The sequence below is a fragment of the Burkholderia sp. KCJ3K979 genome (genome assembly GCF_016759955.1).
GTDB lineage: Bacteria > Pseudomonadota > Gammaproteobacteria > Burkholderiales > Burkholderiaceae > Burkholderia > Burkholderia orbicola.
In genome coordinates, this window is record NZ_JACFYV010000116.1 from 1 (window position 1) to 20,316 (window position 20,316).

Genomic DNA, 20,316 nt, shown 5'->3' on the forward strand with positions numbered 1-20,316 from the left:
TGCAGCCCGTGATGGCGGTTCAGCGCGCGCGCGACTTCCTCGGTCGTCGTGCCGAGGTTGATGAACAGCGACGCCTGGTCGGGAATGTGCGACGCCGCGAGCGCCGCGATGCGCCGCTTCTCGTCGTGGAACATCCGCTGGCGCGCCGTGTACGACACGTTCTCCGAGCTGGTCGGCAGGCTCGCGCCGCCGTGGTAGCGGCGCAGCAGGTTCAGGTCGGCGAGCCAGTTCACGTCGCGGCGGATCGTCTGCGGCGTCACCGCGAAGTGCGCGGCGAGATCGTCGACGGTCACGAAGCCGTCGCGCTGCACCCATTCGAGCAATTCCTGCTGACGCGCGTTGAGGGTGAGGCGGGGATCTCGGGTCATGGCTCGATGGTCGTGTCGTGAGACGGAGCGGGTATTGTAAGGGCGGTAACGGCGTTCGGCCGGCCTGCCTGCCGTCGGCGCACGCAATTCATGCGTGAATTGCATGGATTCATGTGACAAATGAATTTGCGCGATGGCGCTGATCGCGCTGCAATGGCGGATTGCCCGCTCGCGCGGGCACGTTCATTCAGCTTTCGACGAGGTGGTATCGATGAGTGGCTTCAACTGGCACAACCCGTATCCGACGACCCGCATTCCGGTGTTCGCGCGCAACGTCGTGTCGACGTCGCACCCGCTGGCTGCGCAGGCCGGGCTGCGGATGCTGTGGAAGGGCGGTAACGCGGTGGACGCGGCGCTGGCCGCCGCCGCCGCGATCACGGTCGTCGAGCCCGTGTCGTGCGGGCTCGGCGGCGATGCATTCGCGCTCGTGTGGGACGGCGAGCGGTTGTCCGGGCTGAACGCATCGGGCGTCGCGCCGGCCGCCTGGAACGTCGACTACTTCCGCAAGCGCCACGGCGAGGATGCGCGCGGCATCGCGAACAAGCCGACGCGCGGCTGGGACACCGTCACCGTGCCGGGCGTCATCGCGGGCTGGGAAGCGCTGCACGCGAAGTTCGGTTCGCTGCCGTTCGCGGACCTGCTCGAGCCGGCGATCGAGATCGCGGAGCGCGGCTATTCGGTGCCGCCGATCGTCGCGCACAAGTGGGCCGCGGCCGTTCCCGAACTGCAGGGCCTGCCGGGCTTCGCGGACACCTTCATGCCGCGCGGCCGCGCGCCGCTCGTCGGCGAACGCGTGTGCCTGCCTGGTCATGCACAGACGCTGCGCACGCTCGCGAAGGACGGCGCCCGTGCGTTCTACGAAGGGGCGCTCGCCGAGCGGATCGCCGCCTTCGCGCGCGAAGGCGGCGGCGCGCTGACCGAAGCCGACCTGCGCGCGTACCGGCCGGAATGGGTCGAGCCGATCGGCAAGCGCTTCGGCCGCCACACGATTCACGAGATTCCGCCGAACGGGCAGGGCATTGCCGCGCTGATCGCGCTCGGCATCGCCGAGCATGCGGGCGTGACCGAATGGCCGGTCGACTCGGTCGATTCGCAGCATCTGCAGATCGAGGCGATGAAGCTCGCGTTCGCGGACGTCTATCGCTACGTCGCCGATCCGCGCGCGATGGAGCTCACGCCCGAACAGATGCTCGACGATGCGTATCTCGCCGAACGCGCGAAGCTGATCGATCGCGCGCGGGCCACGCACTTCGCCGCCGGCCGTCCGCATTCCGGCGGCACGATCTACCTGTCGGCGGCCGACGAGCGCGGGATGATGGTGAGCTTCATCCAGTCGAACTACATGGGCTTCGGCTCGGGCCTCGTCGTCCCCGGCACGGGCATTGCGCTGCAGAACCGCGGGCACGGCTTCTCGATGGACCCGGCTTCGCCGAACGTCGTCGCGGGCGGCAAGCGGCCGTTCCACACGATCATTCCGGCGTTCGTCACCGAGGAAGCCAACGGCCGCACCGAGGCCGTGATGAGCTTCGGCGTGATGGGCGGCGACATGCAGCCGCAGGGCCACCTGCAGACCATCATCCGGATGCTCGGCTATGGCCAGCAGCCGCAGGCCGCGTGTTGCGCGCCGCGCTGGAAGGTCAACCGCGACTTCACGCTCGACGTCGAGGCGACGATGAACCGCGCGACCGTCGACGGGCTGGCCGCCCGCGGCCATACGATCAAGTCGATCGACGATCCTTACATGGATTTCGGCTCGGGGCAGTTCGTCTGGCGCCTCGATCCCGACGATCCTGAGCGCGGCTACGTGGCCGCGAGCGACAGCCGGCGCGACGGGCTGGCGGCCGGGTTCTGACGGATCGCTTCCAGCTTCCTTTGCAGTTTCCCGGCATCACGGGCGGCCCGACGGCCGCCCGTTTTCATTTGGCGCGGCGCCTGCCATCGAACGCACGCAAGCGGTTTGAAGGACTCATCTAACGAACGGCAACAGACGCCGTGGAACTGCGCCCGTCGGGTATGGTCAGTGCTCTGGAGCACGAACATCAAAGTCCGGCTAAGATGCCAAGATGGTTCGGCCGGACCGATTCACTATAAACGCAAGTAAAACGCCGCCTGCGGATCGGCTGGCGCCTGTGCCCCAGGCATGGGCCGGCCTCCGCGCGACGACTGGGAGCGCACTACCATGGACACCAAAACGACGCATGTGATGCCGTGGCGTATCGAGGACATCGACCTGAACCGGATCGATCGTCAGCGTGCGGCCGCGAACGAGGATCTGCTGCTGCTGCTGTGCGCGTCGTCGTTCATCGAGAGCGGCTCGGATCTCTATACGAGCAATCTGAGCGAATTCTTCAATGACGATCCGGAAGTCTCCGCATGGCTCAACAATGCATGGGAGCCCGAAGAATTGCAGCACGGCCGCGCGCTGAAGGCGTACATCGCGCACGTGTGGCCCGAGTTCGACTGGGATACCGCCTTCGCGAATTTCTTTGCCGAGTATTCGAAGACCTGCTCGGTCGAGGCGTTCGAGAAAACCCGCGCGCTCGAAATGGTCGCACGCTGCGTCGTCGAGACGGGCACGGCCACGCTCTATCGCGCGATCAACGAATGCTCGGACGAGCCGGTGCTGAAGGAAATCACCGACAACATCCGCACCGACGAAGTGCGTCACTACAAGCACTTCTTCAAGTTCTTCAAGAAGTACAACCAGGTCGAAGGCAACGGCCGGCTCGCGGTGCTCGGGGCCCTCGCGCGCCGCGTGATGGAAATCAAGAACGAGGATTCCGAGATCGCGCTGCGCCACGTGTTCGCGATCCGCTATCCGGACCGCGTCGGCGACAGCCAGTACAACCGCGAGCGCGCCGCGCGCATCAACTCGCTGGTGCGGCGCAACCTGTCGGCCGACATGTGCGTGAAGATGCTGCTCAAGCCGCTCGACCTGCCCGCGAAGATCCAGCCGGGCGTCCACTATCCGCTCACGAAGATCACGCGGCACGTTTTCCTGCGCTGATCGCCGCGGTACGGCCCGGCGCGCGTATGCTGACGCATCCTCATCCGATCCGCGCCCGGGCCACGCCATCATGACCGATACCCATCGCCACGCGCTCGAACAATGGACGTTCGACGCGTGGCCGTCCGCCGTCGTGTCGCTGTTCGACGGCACCGCACTCGAGCGTCATGCCGACCTCGCCGCGTCGCTGATCGTCGCGACCGACGACGGCCAGTTGCGCACGACGCTGCTCGGCGTCGGCGAGATCTATGCACACGATGCGCGCACGCTGTTGATCGCGCTCTGGCCGCAGTCGCGGGCGGCGCGCGCGATCGCGCAACGGCGCACGGCCGCGTTGACGCTCGTCGCGGACGGCGCGTTCTTTCAGGCGCAACTGGAGATGGCGCCGCTCGAAGGGGACTTCGGCGGCCTGGCCGGATTCGCCGCGACGATCGCGCACGGCGATGCGCAGCGGGTCGGCTATGCGCGTCTCGCGACCGGCGTCACGTTCACGCTGGAAGGGGAGCGCGCCGCGGTGCTCGCACGCTGGCAACGCCAGATCGAGCACCTGCGGCGCGCGGCCGCTCGGCTTCAGTGACCGCGCTGGCCGCTGCGCGACGAACGGTTGCGGTTCGGATGCGCGGCGTTGCCGCTTGCCGGGCGGGCGCCGTTGCCGCCACCTGCAGGACGTCCGCCGTTACCGGCGGCGCTGCCTTGCGTGCGCGGCTTCGCGGCCTTCTGCTGCGCAGCCTTCGGTTGCCCGGCCTTCGGTTGCGCGTTGCCGTCGCGTTTCGCGGCCGGCTGGCCTGAGCCGCCGGCACGCGGCTGGCGATTGCCGCCACCACCGCCACCGCCGCGCGGTTGCTGCTGCCCGCGGCGTTGCTGGATCGGCTCCGGCTTCGCGTTCGGATCGGGTTCGAAGCCCGCGATCACTTCCTGCGGGATCTCGCGCTTGATCAGCCGCTCGATGTCGCGCAGCAACTGCTTCTCGTCGACGCACACGAGCGACACGGCTTCGCCGGTCGCGCCCGCGCGGCCCGTGCGGCCGATGCGGTGCACGTAATCCTCGGGCACGTTCGGCAGATCGAAGTTGACGACGTGCGGCAGCTGGTCGATGTCGATCCCGCGCGCGGCGATGTCGGTCGCGACGAGCACCTGCAGCGTGCTGTTCTTGAACTCGGCCAGCGCGCGCGTGCGGGCCGACTGGCTCTTGTTGCCGTGGATCGCCATCGCGCTGATGCCGTCCTTCGTCAGCTGCTCCGCCAGCCGGTTCGCGCCGTGCTTGGTGCGCGTGAACACGAGCACCTGGAACCAGTTGTGTTCGCGGATCAGGTGCGTGAGCAGCTCGCGCTTGCGGTCGCGGTCAACCGGGTGGATCTTCTGCGCGACGCTCTCGGCGGTCGTGTTGCGGCGGGCGACCTCGATCAGCGCGGGCGAGTCGAGCAGGCTGTCGGCGAGCGCCTTGATTTCATCCGAGAAGGTCGCCGAGAACAGCAGGTTCTGGCGCTGCGGCGGCAGCTTCGCGAGCACGCGCTTGATGTCGTGGATGAAGCCCATGTCGAGCATCCGGTCGGCTTCGTCGAGCACGAGGATGTCGAGATCCGACAGGTCGATGGTCTTCTGCTGCATGTGGTCGAGCAGGCGGCCCGGCGTCGCGACGACGATGTCGACGCCGCGCTTGAGCGCATCGATCTGCGGATTGATGCTGACGCCGCCGAACATCACGGTCGAGCGCAGCTTCAGGTACTTGCTGTACGCACGCACGCTTTCCTCGACCTGGGCGGCGAGCTCGCGCGTCGGCGTGAGGATCAGCGCGCGCACCGCGCGCTTCGCGCCACGGTGCTCGGCGTAGAACATGTGCAGGCGTTGCAGGATCGGCAGCGTGAAGCCGGCGGTCTTGCCGGTGCCGGTTTGTGCGCCGGCGAGCAGGTCGCCGCCGCCGAGGACGGCCGGGATCGCCTGCTGCTGGATCGGAGTCGGCGACGTGTAGCCGAGCTCGTTGACCGCCTTGACCAGCGGTTCGGCCAGGCCGAGAGATTCGAAAGACATAGATACCACTCTTGAGTTTTATGATCGGCGATGCAGCGCGCGGCCCGCGCGGCAAACCTGCATCGCTAAACAGCCAAAAAGCAAAAGGGCGCGGCCGCGGTTTCCCGCAGCCGCGCCCCGTTTGTGTGAGCCGCTTCTTAGTCGAGCGGCGCGGAACGCAGGTCGCTCACCTGTTGCGGCGAGATCGGCGTACCGTTGTTACCCCAAGACATCCGGATATACGTGACGACCGCCGCGACTTCCTGGTTCGACAGCGACTGCGCGAACGGCGGCATCCCATACGGACGCGGATTCTTGAACGTGCTCGGCGGGTAGCCGCCATTCAGCACCATGCGGATCGGGTTGACCGCCGATTCCATCATGATCGAGTGGTTGCCCGCGAGCGGCGGATAGGCCGGCGGCTTGCCGGCGCCGGTTTCGGCGTGGCAGGTCGCGCAGTTGTCCGCGTAGATCTTCTTGCCCTGGTCGAACAGCGCGTTGCCGAACTGCTTCGACGGCTCGTACTGCATGTTCTTCGGCGCTTCAGCCTTCTGCGGGATCGACTTCAGGTACGTCGACATCGCGCGCGTATCTTCGTCGGTCATGTACTGCAGGCTGTTGTGCACCACGTCCGCCATCGGGCCGAATACCGCACCCTTCTGCGACACGCCGGCCTGCAGCAGGTCGGACAGCTCCTGCACGTGCCAGTCGCCGAGGCCGAGTTCCTTGTCGTTCGTCAGCGACGGCGCATACCAGTTCTGCAGCGGGATCAGGCCGCCGGCGAACGCCGACGAGCTCACCGGGCCGCCCATCATGTTGATCGACGTGTGGCACATCGAGCAGTGGCCGAGGCCTTCGACGAGATACGCGCCGCGGTTCCATTCGACCGACTTCGTCGGGTCCGGCTTGTATTCGCCTTCCTTGAAGAACAGCGTGCGCCAGCCGATCAGCAGGTTGCGGTTGTTGAACGGGAACTTCAGTTCGTGCGGACGGCTCGGCACCGACACCGGCGGGACCGAACGCAGGTACGCGTAGATCGCGTCCGAATCGGCGCGCGTGACCTTCGTGTAGCTCGCGAACGGGAAGCCGGGGTACAGCAGGCTGCCGTCCTTCGAGCGACCCGTGTGCATCGCGCGGTAGAAGTCGTCCGACGTCCACTTGCCGATACCGTTCTGGTCGTCCGGCGTGATGTTCGGCGTGTACATCGTGCCGAACGGCGTCGCCATCGGCAGGCCGCCCGCGAACGACTTGCCGCCGCGCACGGTGTGACACGCGATACAGTCGCCGACGCGCGCGAGGTACTCGCCCTTCTTGATCAGCGCGGCCTGATCGGCCGGCGTGGCGGCGACGGCGGCAGCGCCGTGCAGCGTGTCGTTGCCCGGCCACAGGACCGGCACGAGGGCGGCAGCCGCGACGATCGCGACGGCCGAGAGTGCAAACAGGGACTTGCGTTTCATTGTGTCTGTCTCCCTTGCCTTATTGCGGTTCGCTGCCGCAGGCGAGCGGAGTCTTCATCGAACGCGCCGGGGCCGGCACGGGGTTGGCGGGCGCCGGTTGCGCGGCGAGCCATGCGGTCACGGCCGTCACGTCTTCGTCGGAAAGCTTCGCGGCGATGTCGTGCATGCAATCGGGGGCCTTCGCGTGGCGGTTGCCCGAGCGCCATGCGCCGAGCTGCGCGCTCAGGTAATCGGCGTGCAGGCCGACGAGGCCCGGGATCGCCGGCTGCATGCCGGTCAGGCCCGCGCCGTGGCAGGCCACGCAGGCAGGCAGCTTGCGGGCCGGGTCGCCCTGCGTGACGAGCTGCTTGCCGCGTGCGAGCGTCGCGGCCGGCAGCGTCGGCTTCGCCGGCGTCGGATACGGCGGACGTTCGGCCGAGAAGTGCTCGGCGATTTCGCGCAGGTAGTCGTCGTTCAGGTACGTCAGCAGATAGTTCATCGGCGGGTACTTGCGCCGGCCGTCACGGAAGTTGACGAGCTGGTTGTACAGGTACTCGGCCGGCTTGCCGGCAAGACGCGGGAAGTAATCGTTGTCCGTGCCCTGGCCGTGGACGCCGTGACATGCGGTACAGCCGCGCACGCGCTCGGCCATGGTATCGGGTGCCTTGAGCGGCGCCTGCTGGGCGTGCGCTTGCTCCGTGGGCTTGGTCTGCGCTTGGGCAGCGCTCATAAGGCCCGCGCCGCCGATCATCAGAACGGCGAGCAGCGGACGGAAGAGGCGTCTTGAAGACACACGAGACTCCATGTTTATTCGTCGGGGACCTTGTCCGGGCTACGATCGGCTCGGCGCATGGACGGCAGGACAGCCGGGCTGCTGCGACGCGGCATTCTATCATCGATGGGTAATGACGGCTATTTGACGAAAGGACATCGGTTCCTGTCTGTTTGCGACTTGCGACAATTTGACGCGCATTGCGGTGGGGCCGTGTGAACCGGCGTGCGTTTTCACCATCGAAGACCGTACACTCGCGGGTCGCGCGGCGCCGCCTCCGCCGCAGGTCCAGTCATTTCTCCCGTTTCCGGATTCATCGATGACGTTTTCTACCGTGCCGTTGCCTTCCTCACGCTGTCCGTCCCGCTGTCCGTCCCCTCGCAGCCGCCCTGCCGGCCTGCCGCTCGAGGGAGGGTGTGCGCGATGAAGTTCGACAGCTTGTGGATCGGTCAGGTCGCGCTCGCGGCGCTGATGGATGCGGCGTTCGCGATGGCGGTCGGCTCGGCGCTGCTCAAGGCATGGCTCGGCAAGGACGGCGCGCGGCCGGTCGTCGCGCCGTCGCACCCCGCATGGCTGCGCGCGCAACATTCGCTGGTCGCGGCGGCGCTGGCGCTGGTGCTCGCCGATCTCGGCTGGCTCGTCTACGAGGCCGCGGCGATGAGCGGCGCGGGGCTCGGCGGCGCGTTCGCCGCGATTCCCGTGATGCTGATGCAGACGCACACGGGCTTCGCGTGGAGCGTCGCGTTCGCCGGCGCGGTGGTGCTCGCGTTCGTCGCGCTCGCGAAGCCGGACGGCCCGCTCGCGCATGCGGTGCTGTGGCTCGCGGTGATCGTGGTCGCGGCCGGCAAGGCCTCGCTCGGCCATGCGGCCGATAGCGGCGTGCTGTCCGCGGCGGTCGGCGTGCAGACGCTGCACCTGCTGGCCACCGCCGTATGGGGCGGCCTCGTGCTCGCGGGCGGGCTCGCGGTGCTGCCCGCGCTGGGGACGTCGGTCGCGCGCGGCGCGCTGATCCGCATCGGCCAGCACCTGTCGCGCACGTCGATCGTCGCGGTCGTGTTCGTGCTCGGCACGGGCGTGCTCAACGCGATCCGCGGGCTCGGCGGCTCGCTCGCGCCGCTCGACGGCAGCACGTGGGGGCGCGTGTTGCTGCTGAAGCTGCTGCTCGTCGCGCTCGCGCTCGTGCTCGGCGGGCTCAACCGCTTCTCGGCGCTGCCGCGTCTGCGCCGCACTGCATCGACCGAGGACGCGCACACGTTCCGCAACATCCTGCATCTCGAAGGGATGACGATGATCGGCGTGTTCGTCGCGGCGGCCGTGCTGTCGTTCAGCGTGCCGGGGTTCGCGGCGCTCGGCTGACGACCGAACGGGGCGGCATAGTGTAGGGCGCCGGCGCGCGCCGCGCCGCAGATGCAAGAACGGCCGCCCTGTCGGGGCGGCCGTGTTGAACGCCTCGCGCGGCGCATGCCGCGCAACGCCTCTTTCTTATCTCACGCGTTCATCACCACTCGGCGACGCTGCCGTCCGCGTGACGCCACACCGGGTTGCGCCAGCGATGTCCCGTCTTCGCCATCTCGCGCACCTTCTCCTCGTTCACGTCGATGCCGAGCCCCGGGCCCTGCGGGATCGCGACGAAGCCGTCCTCGTAGCGGAACACCTCGGGGTTGCGCAGATAGTCGAGCAGGTCGTTGCCCTGGTTGTAGTGAATGCCGAGGCTCTGTTCCTGGATGAACGCGTTGTAGCTCACCGCGTCGAGCTGCAGGCACGCGGCGAGCGCGATCGGCCCGAGCGGGCAGTGCAGCGCGAGCGCGACGTCGTAGCTTTCCGCGAGCGTCGCGATCTTGCGGCACTCGGTGATGCCGCCTGCGTGCGATGCGTCCGGCTGGATGATGTCGACGTAGCCGCCCGCGAGGATGTGCTTGAAGTCCCAGCGCGAGTACAGCCGTTCGCCGAGCGCGATCGGCGTGTTGGTCTGGTTGACGATGTCGCGCAGCGCCTCGGCGTTTTCCGACAGCACCGGCTCCTCGATGAACATCAGCTTGTACGGATCGAGTTCCTTCGCGAGCACCTTCGCCATCGGCTTGTGCACGCGGCCGTGGAAGTCGACGCCGATCCCGACGTGCGGGCCGACCGCGTCGCGCACCGCCGCGACGTTCGCGATCACCTGTTCGACCTTGTCATAGGTGTCGACGATCTGCAGCTCTTCGGAGCCGTTCATCTTCACGGCCTTGAAGCCGCGCTCGACTACCGCGCGTGCATTGTTCGCGACGTCGCTCGGCCGGTCGCCGCCGATCCACGAATACACCTTGATGCGGTCGCGCACCTGGCCGCCGAGCAGCGCGTGCACCGGCACGCCGTGATGCTTGCCCTTGATGTCCCACAGCGCCTGGTCGACGCCCGCGATCGCGCTCATCATGATCGGGCCGCCGCGGTAGAAGCCCGCGCGGTACATCACCTGCCAGTGATCCTCGATCAGGAGCGGGTGGCGGCCGACGAGGTAGTCGGCCAGTTCCTGCACGGCGGCCTCGACCGTGTGCGCGCGGCCTTCGACGACCGGCTCGCCCCAGCCGATGATGCCCTCGTCGGTTTCGATCTTGAGGAACAGCCACCGGGGCGGGACGACGAACGTTTCGAGGCGGGTGATTTTCATGACGCGAGTCTCCATGATTGACCGGCGCGCCCGCGCGGGCGCGGCGCACGATCCGTGCTTTCGCGGTTATCCTAGCGTAGTCGAATAAAAAATAGTATTAATAGCATTAATGTGCAGATAGTGGGCAGTTCGCCCGACGGAGAACGATCATTCAACGCGACCTGCATGGACAGACTGCCTTCCGGCTCGCGACGGCGATCCTGCGCGGCGACTATCCGCCCGAATCGCTGCTGCCGAGGGAACCCGACTTGATGGAGATGTACGGCGTGAGCCGCACGGTGATGCGCGAGGCGCTGCGCACGCTGACGTCGAAGGGGCTCGTCGAATCGCGGCCGAAGGTCGGCACGCGCGTGCGGCCGCGCCGGGCGTGGAACCTGCTCGATGCCGACCTGCTCGACTGGTATGCGCGTGTCGCGCCGCCGCTCGCATTCGCGCTGAAGCTGCAGGAGATGCGCGAGATGATCGAGCCGCACGCGGCCGCGTTGGCCGCGCGCACCCATACGCCCGAAGCATTCGACGCGATCGACGGCGCGGTGCGCGCGATGGCCGCCGCGCGCAACGTCGACGAATGGGTGCGCGCCGATCTGTGCTTTCACCTGAGCGTGCTGGAGGCCGGCGGCAACGAGCTGCTGGTGCCGCTCGGCGCGCTGATCGATCGCACGCTCGAGGCGCAACTGCAGCTGAATGCGCGCCGGGCGGACGTGTACAACGCGTCGCTTGCCGAGCATACGGCCGTCAGCGACGCGATTCGCGTGCGCGACGAGAACGGCGCGCGCCGCGCGATGGCGACGCTGCTCGCGGTGACGCGTGCCCGGATCGAGATGTCGTGACGGAAGCGGGCAGGCGGCGCCGGTGCCGTCAGGCGTTCGCGCAGCCGCCCGGCTTGTGGATCCGTTCCGTCGACGGCGGGTACTTCGCGAGCAGGCTCGCCGGCCGCCGCGGGCGCGCGACCAGGTCGCCGCCGCAGTTCGGGCAGCGGCCCTTCAGCACGTCGTCCGCGCAAGTCGCGCAAAACGTACATTCAAACGTGCAGATGCGTGCTTCCGCCGAATCGGGCGGCAGGTCCTTGTCGCAGCATTCGCAGCCGGGGCGCAGTTCGAGCATGACGGTCTCCTGAGTCGGTGAGGGATGGCGCCGTCCGGACATTGCGGGCGGCGCATGCGAGCGCTACTGTACGCGTTTGGATCGGCCCGGCCAACGGTGTCCCGCCGGGGCGCCGGCGATGTGCACGGGCTGCACCGGGAGACGACCATGCTTTATCGCGGAAGCTGTCATTGTGGAGACGTGACGTTCGAGGCGGAAGGCGACCTGCAGGGCGTGATGGCGTGCAACTGCTCGATCTGCCGGCGCAAGGGCGCGCTGATGTGGTTCGTGCCGCGAGACCACATGAAGCTGCTGACCTCCGACGAGAATCTTGCCACCTACATGTTCAACAAGCACGTGATCCGGCATCGCTTCTGCAAGCGCTGCGGGATTCACGCGTTCGGCGAGGGCGTCGATCCGAAGGGCACCGCGATGGCTGCGATCAACGTGCGCTGCCTCGACGGCGTCGACCTCGACGCGCTGCCTGTCACGCACTACGACGGCCGCTCGCACTGAGCGGCGCGCCGGTGCGAGCGCCCATGCGCCACGATCAGGCGGTCAGGAAGGTTGCACGGCCGCTGCATTCGCCGCAGGCGTTTCCGCCTGCGGCGCCGGCCCCGCGGTACGCGTGCCGGCGTCGGCCGGGCGTTCGATCAGCGGCGCGAGCGCCGGCGCCATCGACTTCAGCAACTGCACGGCCATCGCGCTCGTGAAGTCGTAGCGCGCCGCATACGGTTCGTGCGCGGTCGCCGTCAGCACGCCGAAGAACCGGTCGCCGATCGCGAACACGAAGGTGCCGCTGCGGTTGACCTTGCGCGACTCGATCAGCCGCGCGCCGCGCGCATAGACGTTGAAGCGCTGGTCGCCCGTCCCCGTCTTGCCGTACACGTCGAGCGTCTTGCCGTCCGGCAGCGTGAGCCCGCCCGCGAGGCGGCGCGCGGTGCCGTGAAGCACGACGTCGCGCAGCAGCGTGTGCGCCACGTTGACGATCTCCGGCGACAGCACCGGCTGCGGCTGGGCGGCCGCGCGCACGAAACGGGTTTCGTACGGCGTGCCCTTCGCGAAATCGAGCCGCGTGATCGTCTCGGTCGGCGCCTTCTGGCCACCGTTCGCGATCAGGCCGATCAGTTTCGCGAGCGCGTCGGGCTGGTCGCCCGATGCACCGATCGCGGCCGCATAGGACGGCGTCACTTCCGCGAACGGGTAGCCGAGCGCGCGCCACGACTTCGTGATCTCCGCGTACGCGCGCAGCTCGACCATGCGGCGGATGCGCCGGTCCTGCGTCGCGTGGTAGCGGGTCTTGTACAGCCACGAATACGTGTAGAAACGCGTATCGCGGCTGTCGCGCTGAACCTCGGCGAGCGACGCGCCCGGGTGCGCGCGCAGGTAGTTGAGCGTCCACAGCGCGAGCGGATGGACGCTCGCGATATAGCCGCGGTCGTTGAGGTTGAAGCGGTCGATCGCGTACTTCGCGTAGAGCGCGGCGAGATCGTCGTCGGACAGCGTCGCGGCCGGCGTGCCCTTCAGTTGCGCGCGCATCTGCGCGGCGAACCACGCGAGCGACTCGTTCGGCGCAACGCTGCGCAGCACCGTCGCGAGCTTCGGCGGCGACTTGCGTACGTCGCGAAGCATCAGCGCGAGCGCGTCGTCGGGCGCTTTGCCCGCATAGCGCGTGTAGTAGCGCTTCACGTAGACCTGGCTTTCGCCGTCGACGAATTGCTGCAGGTAATGCTGGCGCTGCGCGGGATCGTTGAGCCACGACGACGACGGGCCGGCCGCCTGCAGCGTTTCATAGTGAACGATGTCGCGCATCAGCCGCACGAACACGAGGTTGACCGAGTGCTCGAACGCCGCGTGCAGCGTCAGGATGCGGCCGTTGTCCGACTTCTCGAAGTTGGAGAACACCTGCGCGCCGCCGCCCGTGTAGAACACGTCCGGGCTCGCCGAATACTTGCGCTCGACGGACGCATCGAGCATCGCCTGCAGCGAGCGATCGCGCGTATGCGACAGGTAGTCGAGCGCCCAGCGCGACAGTCCGTCGATCGGATCGGGCTTCACGCGCGCCAGCTCCGCGTTCGACAGGTTCGCATAGCGCGCATGGAGGTCGGAGACGATCTGCAGGTACGTGATCAGTGTGCGCAGCTTCGCGGTCGAGCCGAGGTTGATGCGGCCGCCGCGATTCACGTCGAACGGCTGGTTCACGCTGTCGGTCTGCACGCGCAGCATGTTCGCGCCGTTGCGGTGCTCGTACAGCGTGAAGCTGTACGTGAGGTGCGACGGATCGTCCTTCGGCGCGAGCATCTCGAAACCGTACAGGCCGGCGGCCTGCGCGCCGTCGCGCGTCGACGCCCGCGCGAGCCGCTCGGCGACCGCCTGCTGCACGCCGTTGTCGAGCGTGCTGGTGGCCTGCAGGTCGAGCTGGTCGAGCTGGTACAGGTCGCTGATGCCCAGCGCCGACAGCAGCGATGCGCGCGCGGAGGTGACGGCCTTGCGCGACACGAACGACTGCACGCGCGCGGCGGCCGGCGGCGCGCTGCGTTCGATCTGCGCGGCGAGCGCGGCATCGCGCAGCGCGGGCGAGATCATCCCGCCGTTGGACAGCAGCCGCAGGTAGCTGTCGGTCAGCTTCTGCAACGCCGGATAACCGCGGTTGAGGAAGTACGACGGCGCGCGCTGCGCGATCAGCAGCGACAACACTTCGCGGAACGTCTTGCCTTGCTGGTCGACGTTGTCGCCGGTCGTCGGCGCGGAGAGGATGCGGTTCACGTCGTTGAAGTCGCGGCCGTACCACGCGGCGAGACCGTCGCCGATGCCGGTGATTTCGCCCACGTGCGGCCGCGCGGCGAGCGGCACCGAGTTTAGGTAGCGCACGACGATCGTGCGGCGCGCGAGCATCGTCTGCGGACCGTTCAGGTAGGCGCGCACCGACGCGGACGCGATCTGCCGCAGCTTTTCGGGCGGCGTCGCGGTGCGGCCCTCGGGCGAATGGCGGAATTTCTCGATCTGCGTCGCGAGCGTGCTGCCGCCCGGGCGCGCCTGATGGCGGTTGACGACGTGCAGCGCCTGGTCGGCGAGCGCGCGGCTGAAGCGTCCCCAGTCGATCGCCGGGTTGCGGTTCGGTTCGTTCCCGTCGAGCAGGTAACGATCCTCGATGAACAGCAGCGAATCGGTGATCACGCGCGGCACCGTGTCGAAGTCCGCGTAGACGCGCTGTGGAAACACGGTCGCGAACAGCGGCGAGCCGGTCGAATCGAACAGCATCAGGCCCGTCTGGTCCTTCTCTTCATAAGGAAGGAACAGCCCGCGCTCGCCGAGCGCCAGCATCCGCTGCGAATCGCGCGCCTGCTCGCTGACGACGAAGCCGCGCGCGAGCAGCCGCTGCTGGAACGCGGGAATCATCGCATAGCCGAAGCGCTGGTCGTACGGGCCGTTCGCGGGGAAGCGGATGTGATCGCTCGGCCCCGCCTCGACCGTATAGCCGACGTCGCGGGTGAGCTCGGACAGGTAGCGCGCCTGCAGCCGGGAGGTTTCGATCTCGGTCTGCACGAGCCGCGCGACGATCGCGAGCGCGATCAGCAGTGCGGCGAGCAAGGACCACTTGACCCACGTCCACACCGAGGCGGGACCGGTCACGCGCGGCAGGATACGATTCAGCGGCCGATTCATGGCGGCGTCTCCCTGAGGGCGCGGTTATCCGGCCGCACCCCATTAAGGATTAGTGTAGTCCTCCGCGGCGGGCTGCCAAGAGCGGTCGACTACCGAGATGCGCCGGCGCAACAGGCGTGCCCATACCCGCCGGGCGACGGGTCGACGGCCGTGAGAGCGCCTGCCGGCGCGCCGCTCCGGCCAGGCGCGGGGCGAGTGCGACTCGAGCGGGCGACGGCGAATCGGCATGAAAAATCGTGCGCGATGCCGTCCTGCATTCAACTGACGAAATGGTCGATCAGGTGATCGACGAAAAGTCGGGCCTTGCGCGGAAAGTGCCGGCGGCTCGGGTACGCGACGTTCATCTCGAGGGCCTCGAGCCGATAGCCGGGCAGCAGCGCGAGCAGCCGGCCGTCGTCGAGATCCGACTTGACGAGGAAGTCGGGCAGGACCGCGATGCCCATGCCGGACAGCGCCCAGTTCCGGATCAGCCCGACGTTGTTCGACGACGCGGACTTGTTCGGGCGTACGGTGATGCGCGTCTGGTCGTGATCGAACGACAGGTATTCGCCCATGAAATCGGCATGGAACGCCAGGCAGGCGTGCGACGCGAGATCCTGCGGATGCGCGGGCGTGCCATGCCGCTCGACATATTGCGGTGCGGCGCAGACGAGCTGTTTGAGCCGCGTGAGCGGGCGCTTCACCAGCGTGTTGTTGCTGATGTGCTGGGACAGCAGCAGCCCGACGTCGAAGCCCTCCGACACGAGATCGACGTGACGGTCCACGATCGTGACTTCCGGCACGATGGCCGGATGGCGCATCTTGAACGCATCGATGGCCGGTGCGAGCACGTGCATCCCGAACATGACCGGCGCGGCGATTTTCAGCGATCCGATCGGTTCGTGATGCATCGAGGCGATCGTGTCCTCCACCCGGTCGATTTCGTCGATCACGTGACGTATCTGCGCCAGATAGAGGTGGCCTGCGTCGGTCAGTGACAGGCTGCGGGTGGTGCGATTCAGCAGGCGTGCGCCGAGCCGGTCCTCGATGCTCATGACGAGGCGGGTGGCCGATGAGTTGGAGATGTTCAGTTCCGTGGCGGCGCGCGCGAAACTGCGAAGTTCGGCGACCTTGACGAATAGTCGCATCGGTAGGAGTTCGTCCATTTTTTATCGATAAACAGAAAGCGTTGATTGAATTCTATCTATCGGCTTGCTTAATTTTAACGGCCTGTTTTCATGAATGTTTATTGTGGAGCCGCGTATTTATCGGGTATGCGAACGGTCGGAGAATGATGGGTTTTGAGATGCGAGGAGCGTCGAATGAATGATTCGAGGTGAATTGCTATTAAACCTTTTTGATGTATTTGTATTTAGTAATTGTACGAAAATATAGGCTAATTTTTGGGTTAAAGCATCAGACATTATTGATGCGACGGGATGCCGAACCGGATACGTCCCTGTCGCCATGGCAACGTCGCGCGATCGTGCCGGCACGAGCCTCGACGGAACAGTGGATCGGGTAGCCGCAGGCGATCGGGTTCGGCGCATCGCGGCGCGTGAACACGCCGTGGCGCCGAATCGCCATGCGCGGCGAATACCTGATGGAGCGAGCGGCCGATGCGGAAGGCACGTGTCGCGGCCGCGGCGAGCGGTGATATGCTCGCGGGACGCCCGCGACCGACGGGCGGTTTCACGATGCCCGTGCGCGGTTGCGTTGCGCGGCGTTTCCGAGGGAAGAACCGACATCATGAGCCGCAAATTCATTCTGAAGGGCGACACGACCGATCACGGCGGCGTCGTGCTCGAAGGGATCGCCAATTCGTCGTTCGACGGGCGCGAACTCGCGTATCTCGGCGCAGCCGTGTTCTGCGCGGCGTGCAAGTCGCCGGGCGTGATCGTATCGGACGGCGGCGAGCGCACGATGACCGTGATGGGCAAGGTCGTCGCGCTCGAACACGACCTGTGCCAGTGCCAGTGCACGCCGCTACCGAAACTGATCCCGTCGCAGGCAACCGGGACGATCTCGGGGTGACCTTCGCCGCGCGGCGGCGCCCGTCAGCCGCGCGACATCGAGACCCCGACGCCCGCCGTCAGACGCTGCCTTCGGTTTCGATCACGAGGATGCGCGCGGCGCCGAGCGGATGCGCGACGTGCTCGGTGCCGACCGTCGCATGGAAGACATCGCCCGTTTCGAGCACCGTCGCGTGCTCGACGCCCGCTTCGCGGTAGCGCATCTCGACGCGGCCGTCGAGCACCGCGAACACCTCCTCGCCGTCGTTCACATGCCAGCGATACGGCTCGTCGGTCCAGTGCAGCCGCACCGTGATGCCGTTCAGGGTCGCGATGTCGAGGGCGCCCCACGCGCGGTCCGCCGTGAATGCGGCACTCCGGATGATGTTCATCGAGGTGTTCTCCGGCACGCGCGTGCGCTGCTTTCCAGTGATTGTTCCGACATCCGCATCTCCCGTTCCGCATTCAGCGCGACGTGGCGCGCAGCGCCTGCTCGATGATCTGCTTGCGCTTCGCGAAGCCGGCAGCCGTCCGTTCGGTGACGCGCTTCACGACCGCGGCCGGCGCGGTGTCGGGCGAGCCCGCGTCGAACGGCGGCGCGGGTGCATATTCGAGTTGCAGTTGGATCGCCTGCGCGGCTTCGTCGCCGACCAGCTCCGCGGCGATCGTCAACGCGAAGTCGATGCCGGCCGTCACGCCGCCGCCCGTGACGAGGTTGCCGTCGCGCACGACGCGCTCGCGCACGGGTATCGCACCCAGCGGTTCGAGCAGCGCGTGGAACGCCCAGTGCGTCGTCGCGCGCCGCCCGCGCAGCAGGCCCGCCACGCCCAGCAGCAACGAGCCCGTGCAGACCGACGTCACGTAGCGCGCGGTGGCCGCGCGCTGCTGCACGAACGCGATCGTTTCGGCATCGAGCAGCAGCTCGTTGATGCCGTTGCCGCCCGGGATGCAGATCACGTCGAGCGGCGGGCAGTCGTCGAACGTACAGGTCGGCGCGAGCGCGAGGCCGCTGCTCGACGCGACCGCGTCGCGGGACTTCCACACCAGATGGACGGTTGCGTCCGGCAGCGACGCGAGCACGTCGTGCGGGCCGGTGAGGTCGAGTTGCTGGACGCCCGGAAAGACGAGAAGGCCGATATGCAGGGTCATGCGAAGGCTCCGAGAGGGAAGGGGCGCGCCGTTCGGCACGGGATGGACAGGTCGATTCTAGGCGCGTAGTGTTTGGCGAAATTGCCATATCACCCACGTTTTCAGCCAATCGCCATGCCTGCCGCCGCCCCGCGTTCGATCCTGGTCCTCGCGTTTCCCCGTGCGCAACTGCTCGATGTGACGGGCCCGTTGCAGGTGTTCGCGTCCGTCAACGAGCTCGCGCTGGAGCGTGGGCAGCCGGCGCCGTATGCGCCGCGCGTCGTGGCCGTCGAAGCGGGGCCCGTCGAGACGTCGTCCGGCCTCGTCGTGATGGCCGAGTCGCTGCGTGCGGCCGCACGCCGTCCCGACACGCTGATCGTCGCCGGCGGCAAGGGCGTGCACGCGGCGTCGAAGGACGCGCGGGTGGTGCGCTGGGTGCGGCAGCAGGCCGGGCGCGCGCGGCGCGTGGCGTCGGTCTGCACCGGCGCGTTCCTGCTCGCCGAGGCCGGCCTGCTCGACGGGCGGCGCGCGGTCACGCACTGGGCGCGCTGCGACGAATTCGCGGCGCGCTACCCGAGCGTGCGCGTCGAGCCGGACCCGATCTTCATTCGCGAAGGCGCGCTGTGGACGTCGGCCGGCGTGACGGCGGGCATCGATCTCGCGCTCGCGCTGGTCGAGGAGGATCTCGGGCGGGCGACCGCGCTCGACGTCGCGCGCGAACTCGTCGTATTCCTGAAGCGTCCGGGCGGGCAGGCGCAGTTCAGCACGATGCTGTCGATGCAGCGCACCGCCGACCGGTTCGGCGAGCTGCACGCGTGGATGGCCGAGCACCTGACGGCCGACCTGTCGGTGCCCGCGCTCGCCGAGCGTGTGAGCATGAGCGAGCGCAGTTTCGTGCGCCACTATCGCGCGGAAACCGGCCGCACGCCCGCGCGCGCGGTCGAGCAGATCCGTGTCGAGGCCGCGCAACGCCTGCTCGGCGAAACGACATGGCCCGTCAAGCGGATCGCCGGGCGTTGCGGCTTCGGTTCCGAGGAGACGCTGCGGCGCAGTTTCGTGCGCATGCTGGGCGTATCGCCGCAGGGATATCGCGAGCGGTTCGTGCGGTGACGTGCAACGAATGAGCGGGGCCGCCGCGGCCGCTACCCGGGACTGAACGGAAACCGGTCGGTTTCCAGTCCGAAGTGTCGAAACTATTCAGGATCGGAGAACAATAGGCGGGGGCTTGTGCGGCGCCCGCCGCGCGCTCTATTCTGTCCCGTTGGCGATTCGAAGGGGGAAGCAGCATGGACCGCATCCAGGCAATGGAGGTTTTTACCCGCGTGGTCGACGCGAACAGCTTCACGCGCGCGGCCGACACGCTCGCGATGCCGCGCGCATCGGTGACGACCATCATACAGAATCTCGAGGCGCTGCTCGGCGTGCGCCTGATGCACCGGACCACGCGCCGGCTGTCGCTGACGCCGGAGGGCGCCGCGTACTACGAGCATTGCATGAAGATCATCGCGGAGATCGCCGAGGCCGACGCGAGTTTCCAGGCCGGCAACCGCAAGCCGAGCGGCGTGCTGCGCGTCCACATGCCGAGTTCGCTCGGGCGGCGCGTCGTGCTGCCGTCGCTGTCGATCTTCCGGCAGCGCTATCCGGACATCACGCTCGAGCTGGGGCTGTCCGACCGCTACGTCGATCCGGTCGAGGAGGGCATCGACTGCATGATCCGGGTCGGGCCGCTCGAGGATTCGTCGATGGTCGCGCGGCGCATCGGGATGCTCAAGCGCGTGACGTGCGCGTCGCCCGATTACCTTGCCCGTCACGGCGAGCCGAACGAGATTGCCGATCTCGTCGAGCATCACGCGGTGAATTTTCGTTCGAGCCACGGCGCGCGGGCGATTCCGTGGGTGTTCATGATCGACGGCAAGCCGTTCGAGGTGCGGATGAACGGCAGCGTCACGGTCAACGATTCGGACGCGTACGTGACGTGCGGGCTCGAAGGCTTCGGGATGATCCAGCCGACGCTGTTCATGGTGCTGCCGCACCTGCTCGACGGCTCGCTCGTCGAGGTGCTGCCGGACAGCAATCCGAAGCCGAAACCGATCTCGATCGTCTACCCGCACAACCGGCATCTGTCGCAGAAGGTGCGCGTGTTCGCCGACTGGATCGCGGAGGTGTTCGAGTCGACGCCGGCGCTGGAGGGCGGGGAGAACTGGCGGGGGA

19 protein-coding genes are annotated in these 20,316 nt (G+C 67.6%); 9 read left to right on the forward strand and 10 right to left on the reverse strand.

Annotated elements, in window-relative coordinates:
* On the reverse strand, nucleotides 1-368 hold a 368-nt coding region (locus H3O04_RS22275; RefSeq protein ID WP_202588462.1), incomplete at its 3' end, for a DeoR/GlpR family DNA-binding transcription regulator.
* A gap of 211 nt (nucleotides 369-579) precedes the next feature.
* Between H3O04_RS22275 and H3O04_RS22280 the strand changes: the two genes are divergently transcribed.
* The 3 genes from H3O04_RS22280 to H3O04_RS22290 all read left to right on the forward strand — a co-directional run bounded on the left by H3O04_RS22280 (nucleotide 580) and on the right by H3O04_RS22290 (nucleotide 3,952).
* The gene (locus H3O04_RS22280) at nucleotides 580-2,220 is read left to right on the forward strand and encodes a gamma-glutamyltransferase family protein (RefSeq protein WP_202588463.1); all 1,641 of its coding nucleotides are present in this window, start codon (nucleotides 580-582) and stop codon (nucleotides 2,218-2,220) included.
* A 327-nt stretch (nucleotides 2,221-2,547) separates the two neighbouring features.
* Nucleotides 2,548-3,375: a ferritin-like domain-containing protein gene (locus tag H3O04_RS22285; protein WP_011546143.1), complete on the forward strand. Its 828-nt coding sequence runs from the start codon at nucleotides 2,548-2,550 to the stop codon at nucleotides 3,373-3,375.
* A 70-nt stretch (nucleotides 3,376-3,445) separates the two neighbouring features.
* Nucleotides 3,446-3,952: a hypothetical protein gene (locus H3O04_RS22290; protein ID WP_023476261.1), complete on the forward strand. Its 507-nt coding sequence runs from the start codon at nucleotides 3,446-3,448 to the stop codon at nucleotides 3,950-3,952.
* Here H3O04_RS22290 and H3O04_RS22295 read toward each other — a convergent pair.
* From H3O04_RS22295 to H3O04_RS22305, 3 genes are all read right to left on the reverse strand, one after another.
* Nucleotides 3,946-5,403 carry a DEAD/DEAH box helicase gene (locus H3O04_RS22295; RefSeq protein ID WP_202588464.1) on the reverse strand — a complete coding sequence of 486 codons (1,458 nt, stop codon included), beginning with the start codon at nucleotides 5,401-5,403 and terminating at the stop codon, nucleotides 3,946-3,948. The two genes, H3O04_RS22290 and H3O04_RS22295, sit on opposite strands and share 7 nt — an antisense overlap.
* A gap of 137 nt (nucleotides 5,404-5,540) precedes the next feature.
* Entirely contained in the window at nucleotides 5,541-6,839 is a 1,299-nt protein-coding gene (locus H3O04_RS22300) for a c-type cytochrome (RefSeq protein WP_006477897.1), read from the reverse strand.
* A 19-nt stretch (nucleotides 6,840-6,858) separates the two neighbouring features.
* Nucleotides 6,859-7,623, reverse strand: coding sequence for a c-type cytochrome (locus H3O04_RS22305; protein ID WP_006477898.1), 765 nt, complete (start codon nucleotides 7,621-7,623; stop codon nucleotides 6,859-6,861).
* A 390-nt stretch (nucleotides 7,624-8,013) separates the two neighbouring features.
* On the opposite strand from H3O04_RS22305, the gene H3O04_RS22310 reads away from it, so the two are divergent.
* Nucleotides 8,014-8,946: a CopD family protein gene (locus H3O04_RS22310; protein ID WP_012329179.1), complete on the forward strand. Its 933-nt coding sequence runs from the start codon at nucleotides 8,014-8,016 to the stop codon at nucleotides 8,944-8,946.
* 142 nt (nucleotides 8,947-9,088) lie between these two features.
* Here the strand turns inward: H3O04_RS22310 and dgoD are convergent, their stop codons facing one another.
* Nucleotides 9,089-10,237 (reverse strand): galactonate dehydratase, encoded by a 1,149-nt coding sequence (gene dgoD / locus H3O04_RS22315; RefSeq protein WP_202588465.1) that lies wholly within the window; start codon nucleotides 10,235-10,237, stop codon nucleotides 9,089-9,091.
* A 146-nt stretch (nucleotides 10,238-10,383) separates the two neighbouring features.
* Between dgoD and H3O04_RS22320 the strand changes: the two genes are divergently transcribed.
* Nucleotides 10,384-11,067: a FadR/GntR family transcriptional regulator gene (locus H3O04_RS22320; protein ID WP_034175645.1), complete on the forward strand. Its 684-nt coding sequence runs from the start codon at nucleotides 10,384-10,386 to the stop codon at nucleotides 11,065-11,067.
* Between the two features lie 28 nt (nucleotides 11,068-11,095).
* On the opposite strand, the gene H3O04_RS22325 is transcribed toward H3O04_RS22320, so the two are convergent.
* The gene (locus H3O04_RS22325; RefSeq protein WP_006483256.1) at nucleotides 11,096-11,341 is read right to left on the reverse strand and encodes a DUF1272 domain-containing protein; all 246 of its coding nucleotides are present in this window, start codon (nucleotides 11,339-11,341) and stop codon (nucleotides 11,096-11,098) included.
* 147 nt (nucleotides 11,342-11,488) lie between these two features.
* On the opposite strand from H3O04_RS22325, the gene H3O04_RS22330 reads away from it, so the two are divergent.
* Nucleotides 11,489-11,836: a GFA family protein gene (locus H3O04_RS22330; RefSeq protein WP_202588466.1), complete on the forward strand. Its 348-nt coding sequence runs from the start codon at nucleotides 11,489-11,491 to the stop codon at nucleotides 11,834-11,836.
* Between the two features lie 42 nt (nucleotides 11,837-11,878).
* Here the strand turns inward: H3O04_RS22330 and H3O04_RS22335 are convergent, their stop codons facing one another.
* Both H3O04_RS22335 and H3O04_RS22340 read right to left on the reverse strand, forming a co-directional pair.
* Entirely contained in the window at nucleotides 11,879-14,986 is a 3,108-nt protein-coding gene (locus H3O04_RS22335) for a transglycosylase domain-containing protein (RefSeq protein ID WP_027809779.1), read from the reverse strand.
* A gap of 257 nt (nucleotides 14,987-15,243) precedes the next feature.
* Nucleotides 15,244-16,131 (reverse strand): LysR family transcriptional regulator, encoded by an 888-nt coding sequence (locus H3O04_RS22340; protein WP_027807638.1) that lies wholly within the window; start codon nucleotides 16,129-16,131, stop codon nucleotides 15,244-15,246.
* Between the two features lie 583 nt (nucleotides 16,132-16,714).
* On the opposite strand from H3O04_RS22340, the gene H3O04_RS22345 reads away from it, so the two are divergent.
* Nucleotides 16,715-16,999 carry a PAAR domain-containing protein gene (locus H3O04_RS22345; RefSeq protein ID WP_006477906.1) on the forward strand — a complete coding sequence of 95 codons (285 nt, stop codon included), beginning with the start codon at nucleotides 16,715-16,717 and terminating at the stop codon, nucleotides 16,997-16,999.
* 58 nt (nucleotides 17,000-17,057) lie between these two features.
* On the opposite strand, the gene H3O04_RS22350 is transcribed toward H3O04_RS22345, so the two are convergent.
* Together H3O04_RS22350 and H3O04_RS22355 are read right to left on the reverse strand one after the other, a co-directional pair.
* Nucleotides 17,058-17,369, reverse strand: a complete 312-nt coding sequence (locus H3O04_RS22350; protein WP_011546132.1) for a cupin — start codon at nucleotides 17,367-17,369, stop codon at nucleotides 17,058-17,060.
* A gap of 73 nt (nucleotides 17,370-17,442) precedes the next feature.
* Entirely contained in the window at nucleotides 17,443-18,126 is a 684-nt protein-coding gene (locus tag H3O04_RS22355; RefSeq protein WP_202588467.1) for a DJ-1/PfpI family protein, read from the reverse strand.
* A gap of 114 nt (nucleotides 18,127-18,240) precedes the next feature.
* Between H3O04_RS22355 and H3O04_RS22360 the strand changes: the two genes are divergently transcribed.
* Together H3O04_RS22360 and H3O04_RS22365 are read left to right on the forward strand one after the other, a co-directional pair.
* Nucleotides 18,241-19,215: a GlxA family transcriptional regulator gene (locus tag H3O04_RS22360; RefSeq protein WP_202588468.1), complete on the forward strand. Its 975-nt coding sequence runs from the start codon at nucleotides 18,241-18,243 to the stop codon at nucleotides 19,213-19,215.
* 176 nt (nucleotides 19,216-19,391) lie between these two features.
* A partial coding sequence (locus H3O04_RS22365) for a LysR family transcriptional regulator (protein WP_202588469.1) occupies nucleotides 19,392-20,316 on the forward strand: 925 nt, incomplete at its 3' end.

Excerpts from the sequence above, each read along its gene's own strand:
- H3O04_RS22280 (WP_202588463.1), top strand. The coding sequence starts at position 580 with ATGAGTGGCTTCAACTGGCACAACCCGTATCCGACGACCCGCATTCCG.
- H3O04_RS22285 (WP_011546143.1), top strand. The coding sequence starts at position 2,548 with ATGGACACCAAAACGACGCATGTGATGCCGTGGCGTATCGAGGACATC.
- H3O04_RS22290 (WP_023476261.1), top strand. The coding sequence starts at position 3,446 with ATGACCGATACCCATCGCCACGCGCTCGAACAATGGACGTTCGACGCG.
- H3O04_RS22295 (WP_202588464.1), bottom strand. The coding sequence starts at position 5,403 with ATGTCTTTCGAATCTCTCGGCCTGGCCGAACCGCTGGTCAAGGCGGTC.
- H3O04_RS22300 (WP_006477897.1), bottom strand. The coding sequence starts at position 6,839 with ATGAAACGCAAGTCCCTGTTTGCACTCTCGGCCGTCGCGATCGTCGCG.
- H3O04_RS22305 (WP_006477898.1), bottom strand. The coding sequence starts at position 7,623 with ATGGAGTCTCGTGTGTCTTCAAGACGCCTCTTCCGTCCGCTGCTCGCC.
- H3O04_RS22310 (WP_012329179.1), top strand. The coding sequence starts at position 8,014 with ATGAAGTTCGACAGCTTGTGGATCGGTCAGGTCGCGCTCGCGGCGCTG.
- dgoD (WP_202588465.1), bottom strand. The coding sequence starts at position 10,237 with ATGAAAATCACCCGCCTCGAAACGTTCGTCGTCCCGCCCCGGTGGCTG.
- H3O04_RS22325 (WP_006483256.1), bottom strand. The coding sequence starts at position 11,341 with ATGCTCGAACTGCGCCCCGGCTGCGAATGCTGCGACAAGGACCTGCCG.
- H3O04_RS22330 (WP_202588466.1), top strand. The coding sequence starts at position 11,489 with ATGCTTTATCGCGGAAGCTGTCATTGTGGAGACGTGACGTTCGAGGCG.
- H3O04_RS22335 (WP_027809779.1), bottom strand. The coding sequence starts at position 14,986 with ATGAATCGGCCGCTGAATCGTATCCTGCCGCGCGTGACCGGTCCCGCC.
- H3O04_RS22340 (WP_027807638.1), bottom strand. The coding sequence starts at position 16,131 with ATGGACGAACTCCTACCGATGCGACTATTCGTCAAGGTCGCCGAACTT.
- H3O04_RS22345 (WP_006477906.1), top strand. The coding sequence starts at position 16,715 with ATGAGCCGCAAATTCATTCTGAAGGGCGACACGACCGATCACGGCGGC.
- H3O04_RS22350 (WP_011546132.1), bottom strand. The coding sequence starts at position 17,369 with ATGAACATCATCCGGAGTGCCGCATTCACGGCGGACCGCGCGTGGGGC.
- H3O04_RS22355 (WP_202588467.1), bottom strand. The coding sequence starts at position 18,126 with ATGACCCTGCATATCGGCCTTCTCGTCTTTCCGGGCGTCCAGCAACTC.
- H3O04_RS22360 (WP_202588468.1), top strand. The coding sequence starts at position 18,241 with ATGCCTGCCGCCGCCCCGCGTTCGATCCTGGTCCTCGCGTTTCCCCGT.